The sequence below is a fragment of the Streptomyces sp. NPDC007808 genome, assembly GCF_042868655.1.
GTDB lineage: Bacteria > Actinomycetota > Actinomycetes > Streptomycetales > Streptomycetaceae > Streptomyces.
Genome location: NZ_JBIAEQ010000002.1, coordinates 333,790 through 349,075, shown reverse-complemented (window position 1 = coordinate 349,075; position 15,286 = coordinate 333,790). Strand labels below are relative to the sequence as shown.

Below are 15,286 nucleotides of genomic sequence, written 5' to 3'. Positions count from 1 at the left end.
GCCGCTCTCCTGCCTCGTGCATCCATCGGGCAGGGGAGGACCGGATGACCATCACGACAGACCAACCCCGGCACGCAGCCGAACTGCGGGCCGCCGCACGGCACATCGCCCGCCGCCACTTCCTGACCCTCACCGGCGCCGCCGCCGCGCTCGCCTTCGCCGTCGACCTGCCCGGCGCGGGCGTGGCGAGCGCCGCGGAGCTCGACGCCCGCCGGATCGACGACGACCCCTTCACCCTCGGCGTCGCCTCCGGTGACCCGCTGCCCGGCTCCGTCGTCCTGTGGACCCGCCTCGCCCCCGTCCCGTACCAGCCCGACGGCGGACTGCCCCCCGAACGGGTCACCGTCGACTGGGAACTGGCGCACGACGAGCGGTTCACCCGGATCGCCAGACGCGGCACCGCCACCGCGCACCCCGAGTTCCACCACACCGTCCACGTCGAGATCGACCAGCTCGACGCGGACCGCGTCTACTACTACCGCTTCCGCACCGGCACCTGGATCAGCGGGACCGGCCGCACCCGCACCGCCCCGTCCGCCACCGGCGAGACCGGCTCCCTCACCTTCGCCGCCGTCTCCTGCCAGGCCTACGCCGACGGCTACTACACGCCGTACCGGCATCTCGCCGAGGACGACGTGGACCTCGTGTTCCACCTCGGTGACTACCTGTACGAGTACCCCGTCAACTCCGTCGGCGGCTACCGCAACTACACCGACCGCACGCTCCCCGCGCTCTTCAACCGGGAGACGACGACCCTGGAGGACTACCGCCTGCGCTACGCCCTGTTCAAGACCGACCCCGACCTGAGGGCCGCGCATGCCGCGCACCCCTTCGTCGTCACCTGGGACGACCACGAGACCGAGAACAACTACGCCGCCGGCACCCCCGAGAACAGCGTCCCGCCGGAGGAGTTCCTGCTGCGCCGCGCCGCGGCCTACCGCGCCTACTGGGAGAACCAGCCGCTGCGCGGCCCCCAGCGGCCCACCGGCTCCGACATGCGGCTGTACCGGCGACTGCACTGGGGCCGGCTCGCCCAGTTCGACGTGCTCGACACCCGGCAGTACCGCTCCAACCAGGCCTACGGCGACGGCTCGCAGATCCCCGGCCCCGAGGTCGACGACCCGGAGCGCACCATGACCGGCGCGACCCAGGAACGGTGGCTGCTCGACGGGTGGCGGGACTCGACGGCACGGTGGAACGTCGTACCGCAGCAGGTCACCTTCTCGCAGCGCAAGTTCGACCTGACGTCGCCGTCCCGGGTGTCGATGGACGCCTGGGACGGCTACCGCGCCTCCCGGCGCCGGGTCCTGGACGGCGCGAAGGCCGCCGGGATCGAGAACCTGATGGTGCTCACGGGGGACGTCCACGTCGGGTACGGCTTCGACATCAAGGACGACTTCGACGACCCGGCCTCCGCCACGCTCGGCACCGAGATCGTGGCCACGTCGATCGCCAGCGGCCGGGACGGCATCGCCAAGCCGGCGAACTGGGACACGTACACGCGGGCCAACCCGCACCTGAGGTTCTACGACGGGCGGCGCGGCTACGTGACCGTCGCGCTCGGCGAGCGGCAGGCGAGGGCCGACTTCAAGACGGTGCCGTACGTGACCAGGCCCGGGGCACCGGTCACGACGGCCGCGTCCTTCGTGACCGAGGCGGGGGCACCGGGCCTCACGCAGGCGTGAGCGCGGGCACCTCGCCGGTGACGTCCCCGTCGGGCAGCTCGCCCGGGTAGCGGACGCCGACCCGGTCCCGGACCGCGTCGAGCGTCCGCATCACGGCGAGCGTGCCCTCCAGCGGGACCAGCGGCGACTCGGTCTCACCGGCCCGCAGGGCCCGCATCACCTCGACGGCCTCGTGCCGCAGACTGCCCCGGGGCCCGTCCGCCGGGTCGGCCGTGAACTCCTCGGGGTCACGGCCGTCGCGGTGCAGCACGAAGCGGTCCGGGAAGAAGAAGCCGTTCGGTACGTCGATCCGGCCCAGGGAGCCGGTGACCGACGCCGAGGTCGCCGTACCGCCGACGATGGAGCAGTGCACGGAGGCGAGGGCGCCGCTGTCCCAGGAGAGCAGGGCGCCCGTCTGGAGGTCCACGCCCTCAGGGGACAGCGTCGCGCGCGCCACGACGTCCGACGGCTCGCCCAGCAGCAGCTGGGCGAAGGAGACCGGGTACACCCCGAGGTCCAGCAGCGCGCCCCCGCCCTGCGCCGGGTCCCGCAGGCGGTGCGACGGCGGGAAGGGGCCGGCCAGCCCGAAGTCGGCCTGCACATGGCGCACTTCGCCGACGGCGCCGTCGTCCACCAGTGCCTTGAGCCGCCGCACGAGCGGGTTGCAGTACATCCACATCGCTTCCATCAGGAAGCTGCCGCGCGCCCTCGCCAGCGCGACCAGCTCCCCGGCCTCGCGCGCGTTCAGCGTGAACGCCTTCTCGCACAGCACGTTGCGCCCGGCCTCCAGACACAACCCGGCGGCCTCGCGATGCGCCGAGTGCGGGGTGGCGACGTAGACGACATCGATGTCGCCGTCCTCGGCGAGGGCGTTCCAGTCGCCGTACGCCCGCGGGATCCCGAAGCGCTCGGCGAACGCGTCGGCCGAGGCCCGGGTCCGTGAGGCCACCGCCACCACCTCGGCGTCCGGCAGATCCACCAGGTCGGCCGTGAACGCGGCGGCGATCCCGCCGGTCGCCAGGATCCCCCACCGCACGCTCTGCTCCGCCATCGCGGCCCGCCCCTCGCTCATGTGATCCCCGACACTCAGTACGAGCTGAGAGCATAGAGGGCGGATCACTCGGAGAGGGAGGGGCGCATGGCCGACCGTGGGGGGCCGACACCGCACGTGCCGCAGACGTCGACACCGACCGCACCCGACCCGCCCACCCGCTCACCGCGCGCCACCGGCCTGCTGGTCACCCTCGTCCTCGGCGGGCTCACCGCGACGCCCCCGCTGGCGATGGACATGTACCTCCCCGCACTCCCGGAGGTCACCGGGTCCCTGCACGCCCCCGCCGCGACCGTCCAGCTCACCCTCACCGCCTGCCTGGCCGGCATGGCGCTCGGGCAGCTGCTGGTCGGCCCGACGAGCGACCGGTGGGGCCGCCGCCGCCCCCTGCTGTGCGGCCTCGCGGTCTACGTCCTCGCCACCGTGCTCTGCGCACTCGCGCCCACCGTGGAGACACTGGTCGCCTTCCGGCTGGCGCAGGGGCTCGCCGGCGCGTCGGCGATCGTCATCGCGCGGGCCGTCGTACGCGATCTGTACGACGGCGTGGCCATGGCCCGCTTCTTCTCCACGCTCATGCTGGTCTCGGGGACCGCGCCGATCGTGGCGCCGCTCATCGGCGGCCAAGTCCTGCGCGTGACGGACTGGCGGGGCGTGTTCGTCGTGCTCACGGTGGTCGGCGTCCTGCTCGCCGGGCTCGTGTGGTGGAAGCTGCCCGAGACGCTGCCCGCCGCCGACCGGCACCGCGGCGGGGTCGGCGAGGCCCTGCACGCCATGCGCGGCCTGCTCGCCGACCGCGCGTTCACCGGGTACACGCTGGCGGGCGGGTTCGCCTTCGCCGCGCTGTTCGCGTACATAGCGGCCTCGCCCTTCGTGATCCAGGAGATCCACGGAGCCTCCCCGCAGACCTTCAGCCTGCTGTTCGGGCTCAATTCGGTCGGGCTGGTGGTCGTCGGCCAGATCAACGGCAAGGTGCTGGTGGGGCGGGTCAGCCTGGACCGGGTGCTGGGCGTCGGCCTCGCGATCGTCATCCTGGCCGCCACCGCACTGCTGCTGATGTCCCTGGGCGTCTTCGGCGAGGTGGGGCTCGCGCCGGTGGCCGCCGCCCTCTTCGTGCTGATGTCCGCGATGGGCGTCACCCTCCCCAACACCCAGGCACTGGCCCTGACACGCACCGGGCACGCCGCCGGGTCCGCGTCCGCGCTCCTCGGTACGTCCTCCTTCCTGATCGGCGCGATCGCCTCGCCCCTCGTGGGGGTCGCCGGCGAGGACACCGCCATCCCCATGGCCGTCGTCCAACTGGCCGCGGCACTGGTGGCGCTGGCCTGCTTCATGGGAATGTGCCGTCCCTGGAACAGCCGTCCGGGTGCGGAGGGAGCGGAGAGCTGAGCGCGCCGAGACTGCGCGAGGACACGCCGGAACGGGCGGGACTCGACCCCGAGGAGATCCGACATCTCGTCCGCGAGGTCCACGACCTCACCACCGGACCCCGTCCCTGGGCGGCCGGCGTGGTGCTGGTCGCCGGACGCGGCCCCTACCTCGCCGTCGCCGAGGCGGCGGGCTGGGCGGTGCGGTACGACGCCTACGACGAGGCCGTGGACGCCGGCGTGGAAGCGCCCCCCGAGGCGCGGGTCCCGATGACCACGGACACCCCCTTCGACCTGGCCTCGCTCACCAAGCTCTTCACCGCGGTCGCCGCGGTCCAGCAGATCGAGCGCGGCACGCTCGGCATCGACGCGCGGGTCGGCGCGTACCTGCCGGACTTCCGCGCCGCCGCACGGCACGACGTCACCGTACGGCAGTTGCTCACCCACACCTCCGGGATGCGCCCCGAACTGCCGCTGTACGACTGCGCCGACGACGCCGAGCGCCTGGAGATGCTGCGCGCCGAGGCGCCCGTCGGGGTGCCCGGCACCTACTGCTACTCCGACCTGAACCTCCTGCTGCTGCAGCATGTGCTGGAACGCATCACGAGCCGCACCCTCGACGTCCTGGTCCACGACGGCATCACCCGCCCCCTGGGCATGACGGCGACCCACTTCGGCCCCTGCCCCGGCGCCGCGGCCACGGAGGACCAGCGCCGCCCGTGGGCCAAGGCGGACCGGGGAATGCTGCGGGGCGTCGTCCACGACGAGAACGCCTGGGCGCTGGGCGGGGTGGCCGGCCACGCGGGCCTGTTCTCCACCGCCCACGACCTCGCGGTCTTCTGCCGCGCCCTGCTGTCCGGCGGCGCGTACGGACCGGCCCGCATCCTGGGCCCGGACTTCGTGGAACTGCTGCTGACCCCGCCGGGCCTGGGGTTCGCGGTGGACCAGCCCCGGTTCATGGGCGAGCTCGCGGGGCGGGGGGCGGCGGGCCACACCGGGTTCACGGGGACGTCGCTGGTGGTGGATCCGGCGACGGACACCTTCCTGGTGCTGCTCGCGAACACGGTGCATCCGCGGCGCCGGCCCCCCGACAGCGGGCCGAGGGCGCGGGCCGCGACGCGGCTGGCGCGGGCGGTCAGGGGCACCCAGCTGTAGTGATCACGAGCGTCGGACCTCGCTCGTGATCACCGCACCCGGCCGCCTGCCGCTCACCCCCCAGCCCTGCGGCCCCAGCCCTGCGGGGGCGCCGCCCCGCAGCGGAGCGCACTCGTAGAATCGCCGGGTGAACGCCCCCGTATCCCCGGCGGACGCCCTGCGGGGCAGTCTCGCCGCTCTCCTCGACGGCCTCCCGCCCCGCCAGGCCGCGCAGGCCGTCGACCGGCTGATCGCCAAGTACCGGGGCGCCACCCCCACCGACGCCCCGATCCTGCGCGACCGGGCCGACGTGGCCGCCTACGCCGCGTACCGGATGCCCGCGACCTTCGCGGCGGTACGGGCGGCACTGGAGGCGTTCGCGCAGGCCGTGCCGCAGTGGTCACCGGCCGGCCACACCGACGTGGGCGGCGGGACCGGCGCCGCGACGTGGGCCGTCACCGCGACCTGGCCCGGTGAGCGCGAGGTCACCGTGCTGGACTGGGCCGAGCCCGCCCTCGCGATCGGCCGGGAGATCGCCGCCGCCAACCCGGCGCTCGCCGACGCCCGTTGGCGGCGCGCCCGGATCGGCTCGGCGCTCACGCTGGACCCCGTCGATCTCGTCACCGTCTCCTACGTGCTCAACGAACTCACCGCCGCCGACCGCACCGCCCTCCTCGACACCGTCGCGGACGCCGCGCAGTCCGTCGTGATCGTCGAGCCCGGAACGCCGGACGGCTACGCCCGTGTCATCGAGGCCCGCGACCGCCTCGTCGCCGCCGGGTTCCGGGTCGCCGCCCCCTGCCCGCACAGTGCCGCCTGCCCCATCGTCCCCGGCACGGACTGGTGCCACTTCGCGGCCCGGGTCAGCCGGTCCTCCCTGCACCGCCAGATCAAGGGCGGCTCCCTCGCCTACGAGGACGAGAAGTTCAGCTACGTCGCCGCGACCCGCCTGCCGGTCGCGACGGCCCCGTCCCGTGTGGTCCGCAAGCCCCAGATCCGCAAGGGTCAGGTGCTCCTCGACCTGTGCGAGACCGAGCCCGGCCTGCGCCGCACCACGGTCACCAAGCGTCACGGCGACCTCTACAAGGCGGCCCGGGACGCGGACTGGGGCGACGCCTGGCCGCCGGCGGGGGACCGGGCGTCCTAGCTCATGACTCGGGGGCCGCGTTCCCGTTGCGTCGTTTCTCCTGGAGTTTGCGCAGCAGCTCCTTCTTCTGCGCCTGCGGGTCGGTGCCGCCGCCGATCGGGGCGCCTCGACGGCCGCCGCGCAGCTCCTTGCGGCCGAGGTTGCGGCGGGTGCCGCCGACTCCGAGCATGTTTCCGGTTCCGCTCCGGGCCATGGGGGGCTCCTTTCACGAGGATGCAAGAGAACGGGACGTATCGTCTCGTTCAACGGTTCGTCCAGGATCCTGCGAGACGCTCCGTCTTGTCAACCTGGTAGATTCGACGCATGGCAGCCCAGAAATCCGCCCAGTCCGCACCCAACGCCACCCGCCGCAGCGAGCGCTCCCGGCGCGCCATCTACGACGCGGCCCTCGCCCTCGTGGGCGAGGTCGGCTACCCCAGGACCACCATCGAGGGCATCGCCGCCCGCGCCGGTGTCGGCAAGCAGACGATCTACCGCTGGTGGTCGTCGAAGGCGGACGTGCTGCTGGAGGCCTTCCTCGACCTGAGTGAACAGGCCTCCCGGGACGCGGGCCCGGAGTACGAGTTCGCCATCCCGGACACCGGCGACATCGCCGCCGACCTCAAGGCCGTCCTGCGCCTGACCGTCGACCAGCTCAAGGACCCCCGCTTCGAGATCCCGTCCCGCGCCCTCGCCGCCGAAGGCCTGGTCGACGAGGAACTCGGCCGGGTCTTCGTGGCCAAGCTCCTCGAACCCTCGCTCCAGCTGTACGTCGACCGGGTGCGCTCCGCCCAGGCGGCCGGCCAGGTCCGCCCGGACGTCGACCCGCGCATCGCCCTGGAACTGTGGGTCTCTCCCCTCGCCCAGCGCTGGCTGCAGCACACGGGCCCGATCTCGTACGAGTACACCGACACCCTCGTCGACTACGCCCTGTACGGTCTCGCACCGCGCACACCGTAGGACCGTGAATCCCACCGAAGCGGCCGGTCACCCCTGATTCGCGCGCTGTGTGCCCCTCGTCCCACCTGGCCCGGTTGTCCGCTACGGCCCCCCGAAGCGCACGATGATGGGACCATAGGGCATGCTGTTCCGCACGACAGCGAGGCGAGGGGATAGATGAGCGCGGAGTTGGGCGGCCGGACCGGCCTGCAGGGCAAACTCTCCCAGTGGCTGCGCGGACGCCGCCCGAAGGAGGCCACCGGCGACGGTGGCCGGGAGGACCTGCTGCTGGCAGCCGCCGCGGCCGGGCTGCCCCTCGCGCCCGCCGCGCACCCGGCCGGTTACCGCTGCTCCTGCGACCGCGTCGGCTGTCCCACACCCGCCCGGCACCCGGTGTCCTTCGCCTGGCAGACCCAGTCGACCACCGACCGCGCCCAGATCGAGCGCTGGGCCCGCCACCAGCCCGAGGCCAACTTCATCACCGCCACCGGCATGGTGCACGACGTCCTCGACGTGCCGATCGAGGCCGGCCGCGAGGCACTGGAGCGGCTGCTCGACGCCGGCATCGAGGTGGGGCCGGTCGCCGAGAGCGACGACGGCCGGATGCTCTTCTTCACCCTCACCCGCGGCACCCCCGAGGACGAGGACGAATGGTGGCCCTGCGAGCTGGACTGCCACCCCGAGACCATGGACGAACACCCGGGGCTGCGCTGGCACTGCCGCGGGTCCTACGTCCTCGTACCGCCCGCGCAACTGCCCGGTGAGAACCGCACCGTGCACTGGGTACGTGGGCCGGAGCACGAACTGCCCGACCCGCTGAGCCTGCTGGAAGTCCTCACCGACGCCTGCGCACGCTACGTCGGCGAGGAGCCCGACCACGCCTCCTCGGCCTGGCCCCTGCGCCGCCACTGAGCCGCCGCACCGGGCGGCGCTACTCGCCCTTCGCCGACGTCAGCCCCTGGATCCGGCCGAGGACCTCGACCTTCCCCGAACCCTTCGGGTCCAGGGCCACCTCGTTGGAGACGAACTCCAGCGTCAGCGACTGCTTTATCTCGCCCTCCGTCAGCGCCTCCACCGCCTTGCCCGGCGAGGGGACGGAGGTGCCCGCGTAGGCCGTCCGCTTCTCGAAGTAGCGCGTGGTGAAGAACACCAGCGCGCCGCCGTCCGCGGTGCGCAGGGCCAGCGGGGCGTAGTCGCCGCTGGTCAGCGGCTCGTCGATGAACTGACTGACCAGGCCCGGCCGTTTGGCGTCCTTCGCCCGCTCGGCACGCCAGTAGCTGGTGTGCCGACCGGCCGCGAAGAGGTTCCCGCCGTCCTTGAGGTACGCCGCGTAGTCCTTGCTCAGTTCACCGGGCGGCACGGCCAGTCCGGCCGAGTTCGCGGGGACGGCCTCGGCCCAGCCGTCCTTGTCCGTCTTGAACTTCGGGACGTCACCGGGGGCCATCAGCGTCAGGTACGCCGCCTCCCACGTCTCGTCCAGCCCCTCACGGGTGAACACGAAGACCCAACGCGCGCCGGCGCCCTTGTTGGCGGCCGTGTCGGCCACGAACCAGCGCGGCCAGCCCGCCTTCTTCGGGATCGTGAACTTGGCGTCCGACAGCTTCAACGGGGTGTGGGCCGCGTTGCCCCCGGGGTTGAGGGCCTTGCCGGCCTTCAGCCGCGCCCCGTCGATGTCGCTCAGCGCGCCGGTGACATGGTCGGCGTACAGGGAGTTGTCGTACGCCTTGTCCGCCTTGTTGTACGCGGTGGTGAACTGCTGGAGTGCTTCGGCGGCCTCCGCGCGGGTGGCCGAGGGGAGGATCTCCTTCTCCCCGTGCACCACCACGCATCCGCTCGCCGTCAACGACAAAGCGGTCACGGAGGCCGCTATCAGTGCGCTCCGGTCAAGCCTGCGGAGCCGTCGAGGGCCGCGATCCCTGCTCATCAGGTTCCTTCACCTTCCCCTTCCCGGAGGCGAACCCTACCGGTGCGAGGAAGTGCGCGAGCGTCGGGACCAGGTACAGCGGCCACACCGTGACCTGGAGGAGGACGGTCGGGTCCGCCGCCACGACGACCAGCATGCCGCCGGTGCAGGTGAGGAACCTGCGAGGCCGATGGGCCCTCGGTCGGACCGCCGAGGTGAAGTCGTACGACGCCTGGTCCGCGCGGTACTTGTCGAGCAGCTCGTTCAACGCGGCTGACCGCTGTGCGAGTTCGGTGACCGGCGCCGGGTCGTTCTCCTCGGCGAGGAGTTCCTCAGGCGGTGCCAGCCGGTCCGGTCGGTGGCCGGGTCCCGGCCGTCCTCGTGGACGTCGACCTTCGGGTCGATGTCGCCGAAGGACTCCGCTACCGGCTCTGCGCGCTCCCAGCCGATGCGGGAAGGGGCGCAGGCCTTCTTCGCGGCCTCGACGGCCTTGGCTGTCGGCTCGCCGGAGAAGCTCACGAAGGCGTAAGACTGTCCCCATGGACAGGGGGAACAGGGAGCTTCTCGGGCCGGGGCGGCTGGTGCTGGACGTGCGCGGCCGCCCGGGCCCGCCGGCGTTGCGCTTCGAGACGGCGAAAGAGGGCCGGCTCCTGCTGAGACAGGGGGAGCGACCGGTGCTGTTCGGGCGCGCCGAGGGTGATGGCTGCTGCCGCGACCTCGCACTGCACCGTCTCGACGGCTACCGCTCGCCCCTCCCACCCGTCCGTGCCACGACGACCCGGAACCGGACCGACTGGACGCACCGGTACGCCCGTCGGCTGGAGGAGGCGGCGAACGGCCCGCTGCACGACGGCCGCTGGCGTCTCACCGGACGTTCCGCCTTCGCGCCGGGCGTCTGGACCCAGGACCTCGTCCGTGACTGGCCGGACGGCAGCCTGGAGCTGTACTGCGGGGGCGGCTGGCACGGCGTGCTGCCTCTGCGCCGCCTGTCCCCGCCGGACGCCGCGCGGGTGAAGGCCTACCGCAAGCAGGTGCGGGAGGGAACGGCCGCGCCCGTCCTGCTGTGGTGGGTCTCGTTCCTCGACGGCTGGCTGATCCTGGACGGGCACGACCGGGCCGTCGCCGCCCTGGCGGAGGGCGTCGAGCCGGTGTGCGTGGAACTGGCGCGGGCGCCAGACGAGCGGCACTGGCGCCGGGAGGCCGCCGAATTGACCGACGCGCACGAGCGGCGCCTGGAGCGGCTGGCGGACTGCGGGCCCCACGACGGCCTCGTGCCCCGGCGGGCCCTGGAGCGCGGGTACGCGGACGCGATCGCCGAGCTGCCGTACGACGAGGCCGCCACCCCCTCCTGGCCCCTTTCGGGTGGCGCCCCCACCTGGGACGACCTCGCGGCCCGCGCGATGTTTCAATGCACCCGTGACTGACTACGACGTCCTGCGCGTCTTCTGCGGACCCGAGGGCGGATACGGCAATGAACTCGGCGTCGTCCGCGACGGGTCGGTACTGCCCGAGCGCGATGACCGGCAGGCGCTGGCCGGGAAACTCGGGTTCAGCGAGACCGTGTTCGTCGACGACCCCGAGCGCGGAGTCATCGACATCTACACGCCGACCCTGCGCCTGCCCTTCGCCGGGCACCCCTGTGTCGGTGCGGCCTGGCTGCTCGACGTGCCCGAACTGGTCACCCCGGCGGGCGTGGTGGGCGTCCGGCTGGACGGGGAGTTCAGCTGGATCGAGGCGCGCCCGGAGTGGGCCCCGCCGCGTACGCTGCGGCAGTACGCGAGCGCCGCCGAGGTGGACGGTCTGGATGTCCCGCCGCCCGGGGAGTGGGTGTACGCCTGGGCCTGGGAGGACGAGGCGGCCGGCCGCGTCCGGGCCCGCGCCTTCCCCGGCCGCGGCGACGGCATCGACGAGGACGAGGCGACCGGCGCGGCGGCGCTGCTGCTCACCGACCGCCTGGGACGGGCCCTCAACATCAGCCAGGGAGCGGGGTCCCAGATCCTCACGGCACCGCAGCCAGGCGGCTGGGTGGAGGTCGGAGGGCGCGTCTTCCTGGAGCGCTGAGCGCTGAGCGTCGGGCGCCTGGGCCGGGCGCCGAGCCTCACGCGCTCAGCGGGAACTCCTCGCCCAGCGCCCGGAACACGGCCGTGTTGAGGGCGAACGCCCTCTTGCACTCCGCCACGACCCGCTGCTTCTCCAGATCGTCCGCGCGCACCGCGTCCAGCAGTTCGCGGTAACCCCGCTTGAACGCGGCCGGGTTGGAGATCCCCTCGAAGACGTAGAACCGGACCCCGTCGCCCTTCTTGGCGAAGCCCCAGGTGCGCTCCGCCTTGTCGCGGATGATCTGGCCGCCGGAGAGATCGCCGAGGTAGCGCGTGTAGTGGTGCGCGATGTAGCCGGCCGGCCACTCACGGGCGCACTGCGCGACCCGGTCCGCGTAGGCCCGCGTCGCCGGCAGCGCCGACAGTCCCGCCCGCCAGCGCGGGCCCCGCAGATGCGCCAGGTCCCGCTCCAGCGACGCCAGCCGGAACAGCTCCGGCTGGATGAAGGGACCGGCCACCGGGTCGGACACCAGCCGCTCGGTGTCGCTCTCCAGCGCCTCGTACACGAACCACAGCTGCTCGGTGTAGCGCGCGTAGGCGTCCACGCCCAGCCTGCCGCCGAGCAGGTCGCTCATGAACGTCGAGGTCTCCGCCTCCATGTGCTGCTCGTGGGAAGCGGTGCGGATGACTGTCGAGAAGGAGTCCATGGGGCCCAGTTTCCGAGGTTAGGCTTACCTAAGTCAATGGGTTTGCCGACGCCGTGTCGGTAAAAGCGTACCGAGAAAACCCGCCCTCCGCAGAGGACGGGTTCGGGTACCGGCCGGATCAGGGGAGCGTCAGGATCTCCGCGCCCGTCTCCGTCACCACCAGGGTGTGCTCGAACTGGGCCGTGCGCCTGCGGTCCTTCGTGACCACCGTCCAGCCGTCGTCCCACATGTCGTACTCGTGCGTCCCGAGGGTCAGCATCGGCTCGATCGTGAAGGTCATGCCGGGCTGGATGACCGTCGTCGCGTGCGGGCTGTCGTAGTGCGGGATGATCAGGCCCGAGTGGAACGACGAGTTGATGCCGTGCCCGGTGAAGTCCCGCACCACCCCGTAGCCGAAGCGCTTGGCGTACGACTCGATGACCCGGCCGATGATGTTGATCTGCCGGCCCGGCTTGACCGCCTTGATCGCCCGGTTCAGGGACTCCCGGGTCCGCTCCACCAGCAGGCGCGACTCCTCGTCGACGTCACCCACCAGGTACGTGGCGTTGTTGTCGCCGTGCACCCCGCCGATGTACGCCGTCACGTCGAGGTTGATGATGTCGCCGTCGCGCAGCACCGTGGAGTCCGGGATGCCGTGGCAGATCACCTCGTTGACGCTCGTGCACAGGGACTTCGGGAAACCGCGGTACCCGAGCGTGGACGGATAGGCGCCGTGGTCGCACATGTACTCGTGCGCCACCTTGTCCAGTTCGTCCGTCGTCACGCCTGGAGCGATCAGCTTCGCCGCCTCGGCCATCGCCCGCGCGGCGATACGGCCGGCGACGCGCATCGCCTCGACGGTCTCCGGGGTCTGCACCTCCGGACCCGTGTACGGCGTCGGCGCGGGCCGGCCGACGTACTCGGGGCGGCGGATGTTGCCGGGTACGGAACGGGTGGGGGACAGCTCCCCCGGTACGAGCAGTGACTGGCCAGACATGCCAGCGAGTCTAACCAGCGGCCATGGGGGAACATGTCCCTGGCGAGAGGAGCCGCTCATGGCCTTGTTCAAGAAGCGCACCGTCGGCAAGCCGGGCGAGTGGTACTACTGCCTGGTCCACAAGAAGGTCGAGGAGGGGCCGGAGTGCCCGGCCAAGGACCGCTTCGGGCCGTACACCACCCGCGAGGAGGCCCAGCACGCGATGGACCTCGCCCGGGAGCGCAACCTCGAATGGGAGAACGACCCCAAGTGGCACGACGCCCCGGCGGGCCGCGCGGACGACGACTGATCAGCCCTCGGCCCGTGCGGACACCGGTGTCGCTGCGGCCGCCGCCGCCCGCTGCTCCCGCAGCCGCACCGCGTGCTCGTTCGTGCGCGCGTCGTACGACATCAGCTTCGGCAGGCACAGCGCGAGCACTCCCACCGCGCCCACGCACAGCGCCCCGCCCGACCAGACAGCCGTCCGCACGCCCTGCCAGGCGGCGACGCCGCCCACGTAGGTCTGGCCGAGCTGCGGGCCCACCGAGTACGACAGCAGCTCGATCCCGGCGAGCCGGCCGCGCAGCTCGTCCGGGATCGTCTGGTTCCACATCACCCCGCGGAAGATGCCGCTGACCATGTCGGCGGCCCCGCCGAGAAGCAGGAACAGCAGCACCAGCCACACGTTCTGGGCGACGCCGACGGCCGCGATCGCCGCGCCCCACAGCGCGGCCGACACGACGACCAGCCGCCCGTGCCGGTGCACCCGCGAGGTCCAGCCGCTGGTCAGGCTCACCAGCATCGCGCCCGCGGGGACGGCCGCGTACATCAGGCCCAGCGCCCAGGGGGCGTCCAACTCGTCCGCGAGGAACGGCAGTACCGCGAGCGGCATCGCGAAGAGCATCGCCGCGATGTCGATGACGTAGGTGCCGAGCAGCTCCTTGCGGCTCCAGGCGTAGCGGGCGCCCTCGGCGACGGCCTTCAGCGACGGCTTCGCGGCCTCGTGGGCGGCGGGGGAGGGGGCGATGCCCAGCGTGAGCGCGACGGAGGCCACGAAGGTCAGCAGATCGGCGCCGTACGCCCAGCCGAGCCCCGCGTACGCCACGACCACACCGGCCAGGGCCGGGCCGGCGACCCCGCCGACCTGCCAGCGCAGCGCGTTGAGGGAGCCCGCGGCGGGCAGGTGCTCGTGCGCCACGATCCGGGGCCACAGGGCGTCGAGGGCGGGCCGCTGGACCGAGACCAGGGCGGAGGACAGGGCGGCGACGACGTACAGCGGCCAGACGGCGGGGCTCGGCAGCAGCGCGTTCACCAGCAGCGCCCCACTCAGCAGCGCCTGCCCGGCCTCCGTCCACAGGATCAGCTTCCGCTTGTCGAGCGCGTCGGCGAGCGCGCCCCCGTACAGCCCGAACGCGATCAACGGCACCAGCTCCACCGCCCCGATCGCACCGACCGCCGCCGCGGACCCGGTGAGCTCCTTGATCTGCACGGGCAGCGCGACGAAGGTCAGGAAGCTGCCGAAGGAGGAGATCAACCCCGCCAGCCACAGCTTCCGGAAGTCGGCGGAGGCCCGCCACGGGGCGAGGTCGGGCAGGACGGCACGCAGACGGGAGGGCGTCGGGGAGGGGCCGTCACGGGGTTCGGACGGAACGGGGGAGTCGTCGGTCACGAGGGGCCATGCTGCGGCGGGCCGGTACGCGGGGCAAGCGATTAACGGCGGTGCGGGCCGGCCCGGTCACCAGCGGGCGGGTGGCGGCGCCGTCAGGGACTCCGCCAGCCTCGCCAGACGGTCCCGCAGCCGGCGCCGTCCCCTCGGGGAGGGCAGCGCGTTCTCACCGGCCGCCGCGCTCACCAGGTGCTGCACGGTGTCCAGGTCCAGCTCCGAGCCCTGAGGCACGACCAGCGCCTCGTGCGCCATGCGCGTCAACTCGCCGTGGCCGTCGTCGTCGCCGTCGCCGGAGCCGAGCGCCAGCACCGTCGCCCCGGCCCGCCGCACGTCGTGCACCCGTTCCAGGAGCGGAGCTGCCGCGGTGCCCGGCGACACCACCAGCAGCGTCTCCCCGCGCCGCGCCGCCGCCAACCGCCCGAGTCCGACCGCGAGATGGGCCGGGTCCGAGGCGCGCGCGTCATGCCGCACCAGGGTCGGCACCAGCTCCGGCGTCCCCGACCACGCGGCCTCGTCGACCAGATGGGCCGCCAGATGCCACGGCTCGTACTCCGGTGTGCCGACCAGCAGCAGCCCGCCCCCGTGCGACACCGCCGACGTCCGCAGGGCCCCGGCGAACCGCCGTGTGGCCCCCAGCCACTCGGTCCCGGCGAGCACCTCGCGCAGCAACGCGACACGTACGGCGTCCATGCGACCGCATCCTGCCGCAACCGGACACTCGTGACCCGGAGTTCACCC

Annotated in this window: 16 protein-coding genes and 2 pseudogenes; 9 read left to right on the top strand and 9 right to left on the bottom strand. The window is 72.9% G+C overall.

Features of this window, described 5'->3' with window-relative positions; genetic code table 11:
* Positions 1 to 44: 44 nt before the first annotated feature.
* Complete coding sequence (locus ACFYNL_RS07800) at positions 45 to 1,685, top strand: alkaline phosphatase D family protein (RefSeq protein ID WP_388798320.1); 1,641 nt, start codon at positions 45 to 47, stop codon at positions 1,683 to 1,685.
* On the opposite strand, the gene ACFYNL_RS07795 is transcribed toward ACFYNL_RS07800, so the two are convergent.
* Entirely contained in the window at positions 1,672 to 2,715 is a 1,044-nt protein-coding gene (locus ACFYNL_RS07795) for a Gfo/Idh/MocA family protein (protein ID WP_388800511.1), read from the bottom strand. The two genes, ACFYNL_RS07800 and ACFYNL_RS07795, sit on opposite strands and share 14 nt — an antisense overlap.
* A gap of 87 nt (positions 2,716 to 2,802) precedes the next feature.
* Here ACFYNL_RS07795 and ACFYNL_RS07790 point away from each other — a divergent pair, with 87 nt between their 5' ends.
* From ACFYNL_RS07790 to ACFYNL_RS07780, 3 genes are all read left to right on the top strand, one after another.
* Entirely contained in the window at positions 2,803 to 4,101 is a 1,299-nt protein-coding gene (locus ACFYNL_RS07790; protein WP_388798317.1) for a multidrug effflux MFS transporter, read from the top strand.
* Complete coding sequence (locus ACFYNL_RS07785; RefSeq protein WP_388798314.1) at positions 4,053 to 5,234, top strand: serine hydrolase domain-containing protein; 1,182 nt, start codon at positions 4,053 to 4,055, stop codon at positions 5,232 to 5,234. The genes ACFYNL_RS07790 and ACFYNL_RS07785 overlap by 49 nt, the downstream gene beginning before the upstream one ends.
* A 127-nt stretch (positions 5,235 to 5,361) precedes the next feature.
* Positions 5,362 to 6,360, top strand: a complete 999-nt coding sequence (locus ACFYNL_RS07780; protein ID WP_388798311.1) for a small ribosomal subunit Rsm22 family protein — start codon at positions 5,362 to 5,364, stop codon at positions 6,358 to 6,360.
* Between the two features lies 1 nt (position 6,361).
* On the opposite strand, the gene ACFYNL_RS07775 is transcribed toward ACFYNL_RS07780, so the two are convergent.
* Positions 6,362 to 6,553 carry a DUF6243 family protein gene (locus ACFYNL_RS07775; RefSeq protein ID WP_388798308.1) on the bottom strand — a complete coding sequence of 64 codons (192 nt, stop codon included), beginning with the start codon at positions 6,551 to 6,553 and terminating at the stop codon, positions 6,362 to 6,364.
* 110 nt (positions 6,554 to 6,663) lie between these two features.
* Here ACFYNL_RS07775 and ACFYNL_RS07770 point away from each other — a divergent pair, with 110 nt between their 5' ends.
* Together ACFYNL_RS07770 and ACFYNL_RS07765 are read left to right on the top strand one after the other, a co-directional pair.
* Entirely contained in the window at positions 6,664 to 7,299 is a 636-nt protein-coding gene (locus ACFYNL_RS07770) for a TetR/AcrR family transcriptional regulator (RefSeq protein WP_388798306.1), read from the top strand.
* 156 nt (positions 7,300 to 7,455) lie between these two features.
* Positions 7,456 to 8,190, top strand: a complete 735-nt coding sequence (locus ACFYNL_RS07765; protein WP_388798303.1) for a bifunctional DNA primase/polymerase — start codon at positions 7,456 to 7,458, stop codon at positions 8,188 to 8,190.
* A gap of 19 nt (positions 8,191 to 8,209) precedes the next feature.
* Here ACFYNL_RS07765 and ACFYNL_RS07760 read toward each other — a convergent pair whose 3' ends face one another.
* The 3 genes and pseudogenes from ACFYNL_RS07760 to ACFYNL_RS07750 form a co-directional block, all read right to left on the bottom strand.
* Positions 8,210 to 9,202: a hypothetical protein gene (locus ACFYNL_RS07760; protein ID WP_388798300.1), complete on the bottom strand. Its 993-nt coding sequence runs from the start codon at positions 9,200 to 9,202 to the stop codon at positions 8,210 to 8,212.
* A pseudogene (locus ACFYNL_RS07755) lies at positions 9,162 to 9,317 on the bottom strand (iron transporter); the annotation flags it as partial. The pseudogene ACFYNL_RS07755 and the gene ACFYNL_RS07760, both read right to left, overlap by 41 nt.
* A 188-nt stretch (positions 9,318 to 9,505) precedes the next feature.
* Positions 9,506 to 9,670, bottom strand: a pseudogene (locus tag ACFYNL_RS07750) (peptidase M75); the annotation flags it as partial.
* Positions 9,671 to 9,720: 50 nt separating this feature from the next.
* Here ACFYNL_RS07750 and ACFYNL_RS07745 point away from each other — a divergent pair.
* Together ACFYNL_RS07745 and ACFYNL_RS07740 are read left to right on the top strand one after the other, a co-directional pair.
* Positions 9,721 to 10,605: a hypothetical protein gene (locus ACFYNL_RS07745; RefSeq protein ID WP_388798297.1), complete on the top strand. Its 885-nt coding sequence runs from the start codon at positions 9,721 to 9,723 to the stop codon at positions 10,603 to 10,605.
* A complete protein-coding gene (locus ACFYNL_RS07740; protein WP_388798294.1) occupies positions 10,598 to 11,242 on the top strand; it encodes a PhzF family phenazine biosynthesis protein in 645 nt (214 codons plus the stop codon). The genes ACFYNL_RS07745 and ACFYNL_RS07740 overlap by 8 nt, the downstream gene beginning before the upstream one ends.
* Before the next feature lie 37 nt (positions 11,243 to 11,279).
* Here ACFYNL_RS07740 and ACFYNL_RS07735 read toward each other — a convergent pair whose 3' ends face one another.
* Positions 11,280 to 11,927: a heme oxygenase (biliverdin-producing) gene (locus ACFYNL_RS07735; RefSeq protein ID WP_388798291.1), complete on the bottom strand. Its 648-nt coding sequence runs from the start codon at positions 11,925 to 11,927 to the stop codon at positions 11,280 to 11,282.
* Between the two features lie 118 nt (positions 11,928 to 12,045).
* Positions 12,046 to 12,903 carry a type I methionyl aminopeptidase gene (gene map / locus ACFYNL_RS07730; RefSeq protein WP_388798288.1) on the bottom strand — a complete coding sequence of 286 codons (858 nt, stop codon included), beginning with the start codon at positions 12,901 to 12,903 and terminating at the stop codon, positions 12,046 to 12,048.
* 58 nt (positions 12,904 to 12,961) lie between these two features.
* Here map and ACFYNL_RS07725 point away from each other — a divergent pair, with 58 nt between their 5' ends.
* Entirely contained in the window at positions 12,962 to 13,192 is a 231-nt protein-coding gene (locus tag ACFYNL_RS07725) for a hypothetical protein (RefSeq protein ID WP_388798285.1), read from the top strand.
* Here the strand turns inward: ACFYNL_RS07725 and ACFYNL_RS07720 are convergent, their stop codons facing one another.
* Together ACFYNL_RS07720 and ACFYNL_RS07715 are read right to left on the bottom strand one after the other, a co-directional pair.
* The gene (locus ACFYNL_RS07720; protein WP_388798274.1) at positions 13,193 to 14,551 is read right to left on the bottom strand and encodes an MFS transporter; all 1,359 of its coding nucleotides are present in this window, start codon (positions 14,549 to 14,551) and stop codon (positions 13,193 to 13,195) included.
* Between the two features lie 66 nt (positions 14,552 to 14,617).
* On the bottom strand, positions 14,618 to 15,238 hold the full coding sequence (locus tag ACFYNL_RS07715) for a hypothetical protein (RefSeq protein WP_388798271.1): 621 nt from the start codon (positions 15,236 to 15,238) through the stop codon (positions 14,618 to 14,620).
* Positions 15,239 to 15,286 lie beyond the last annotated feature (48 nt).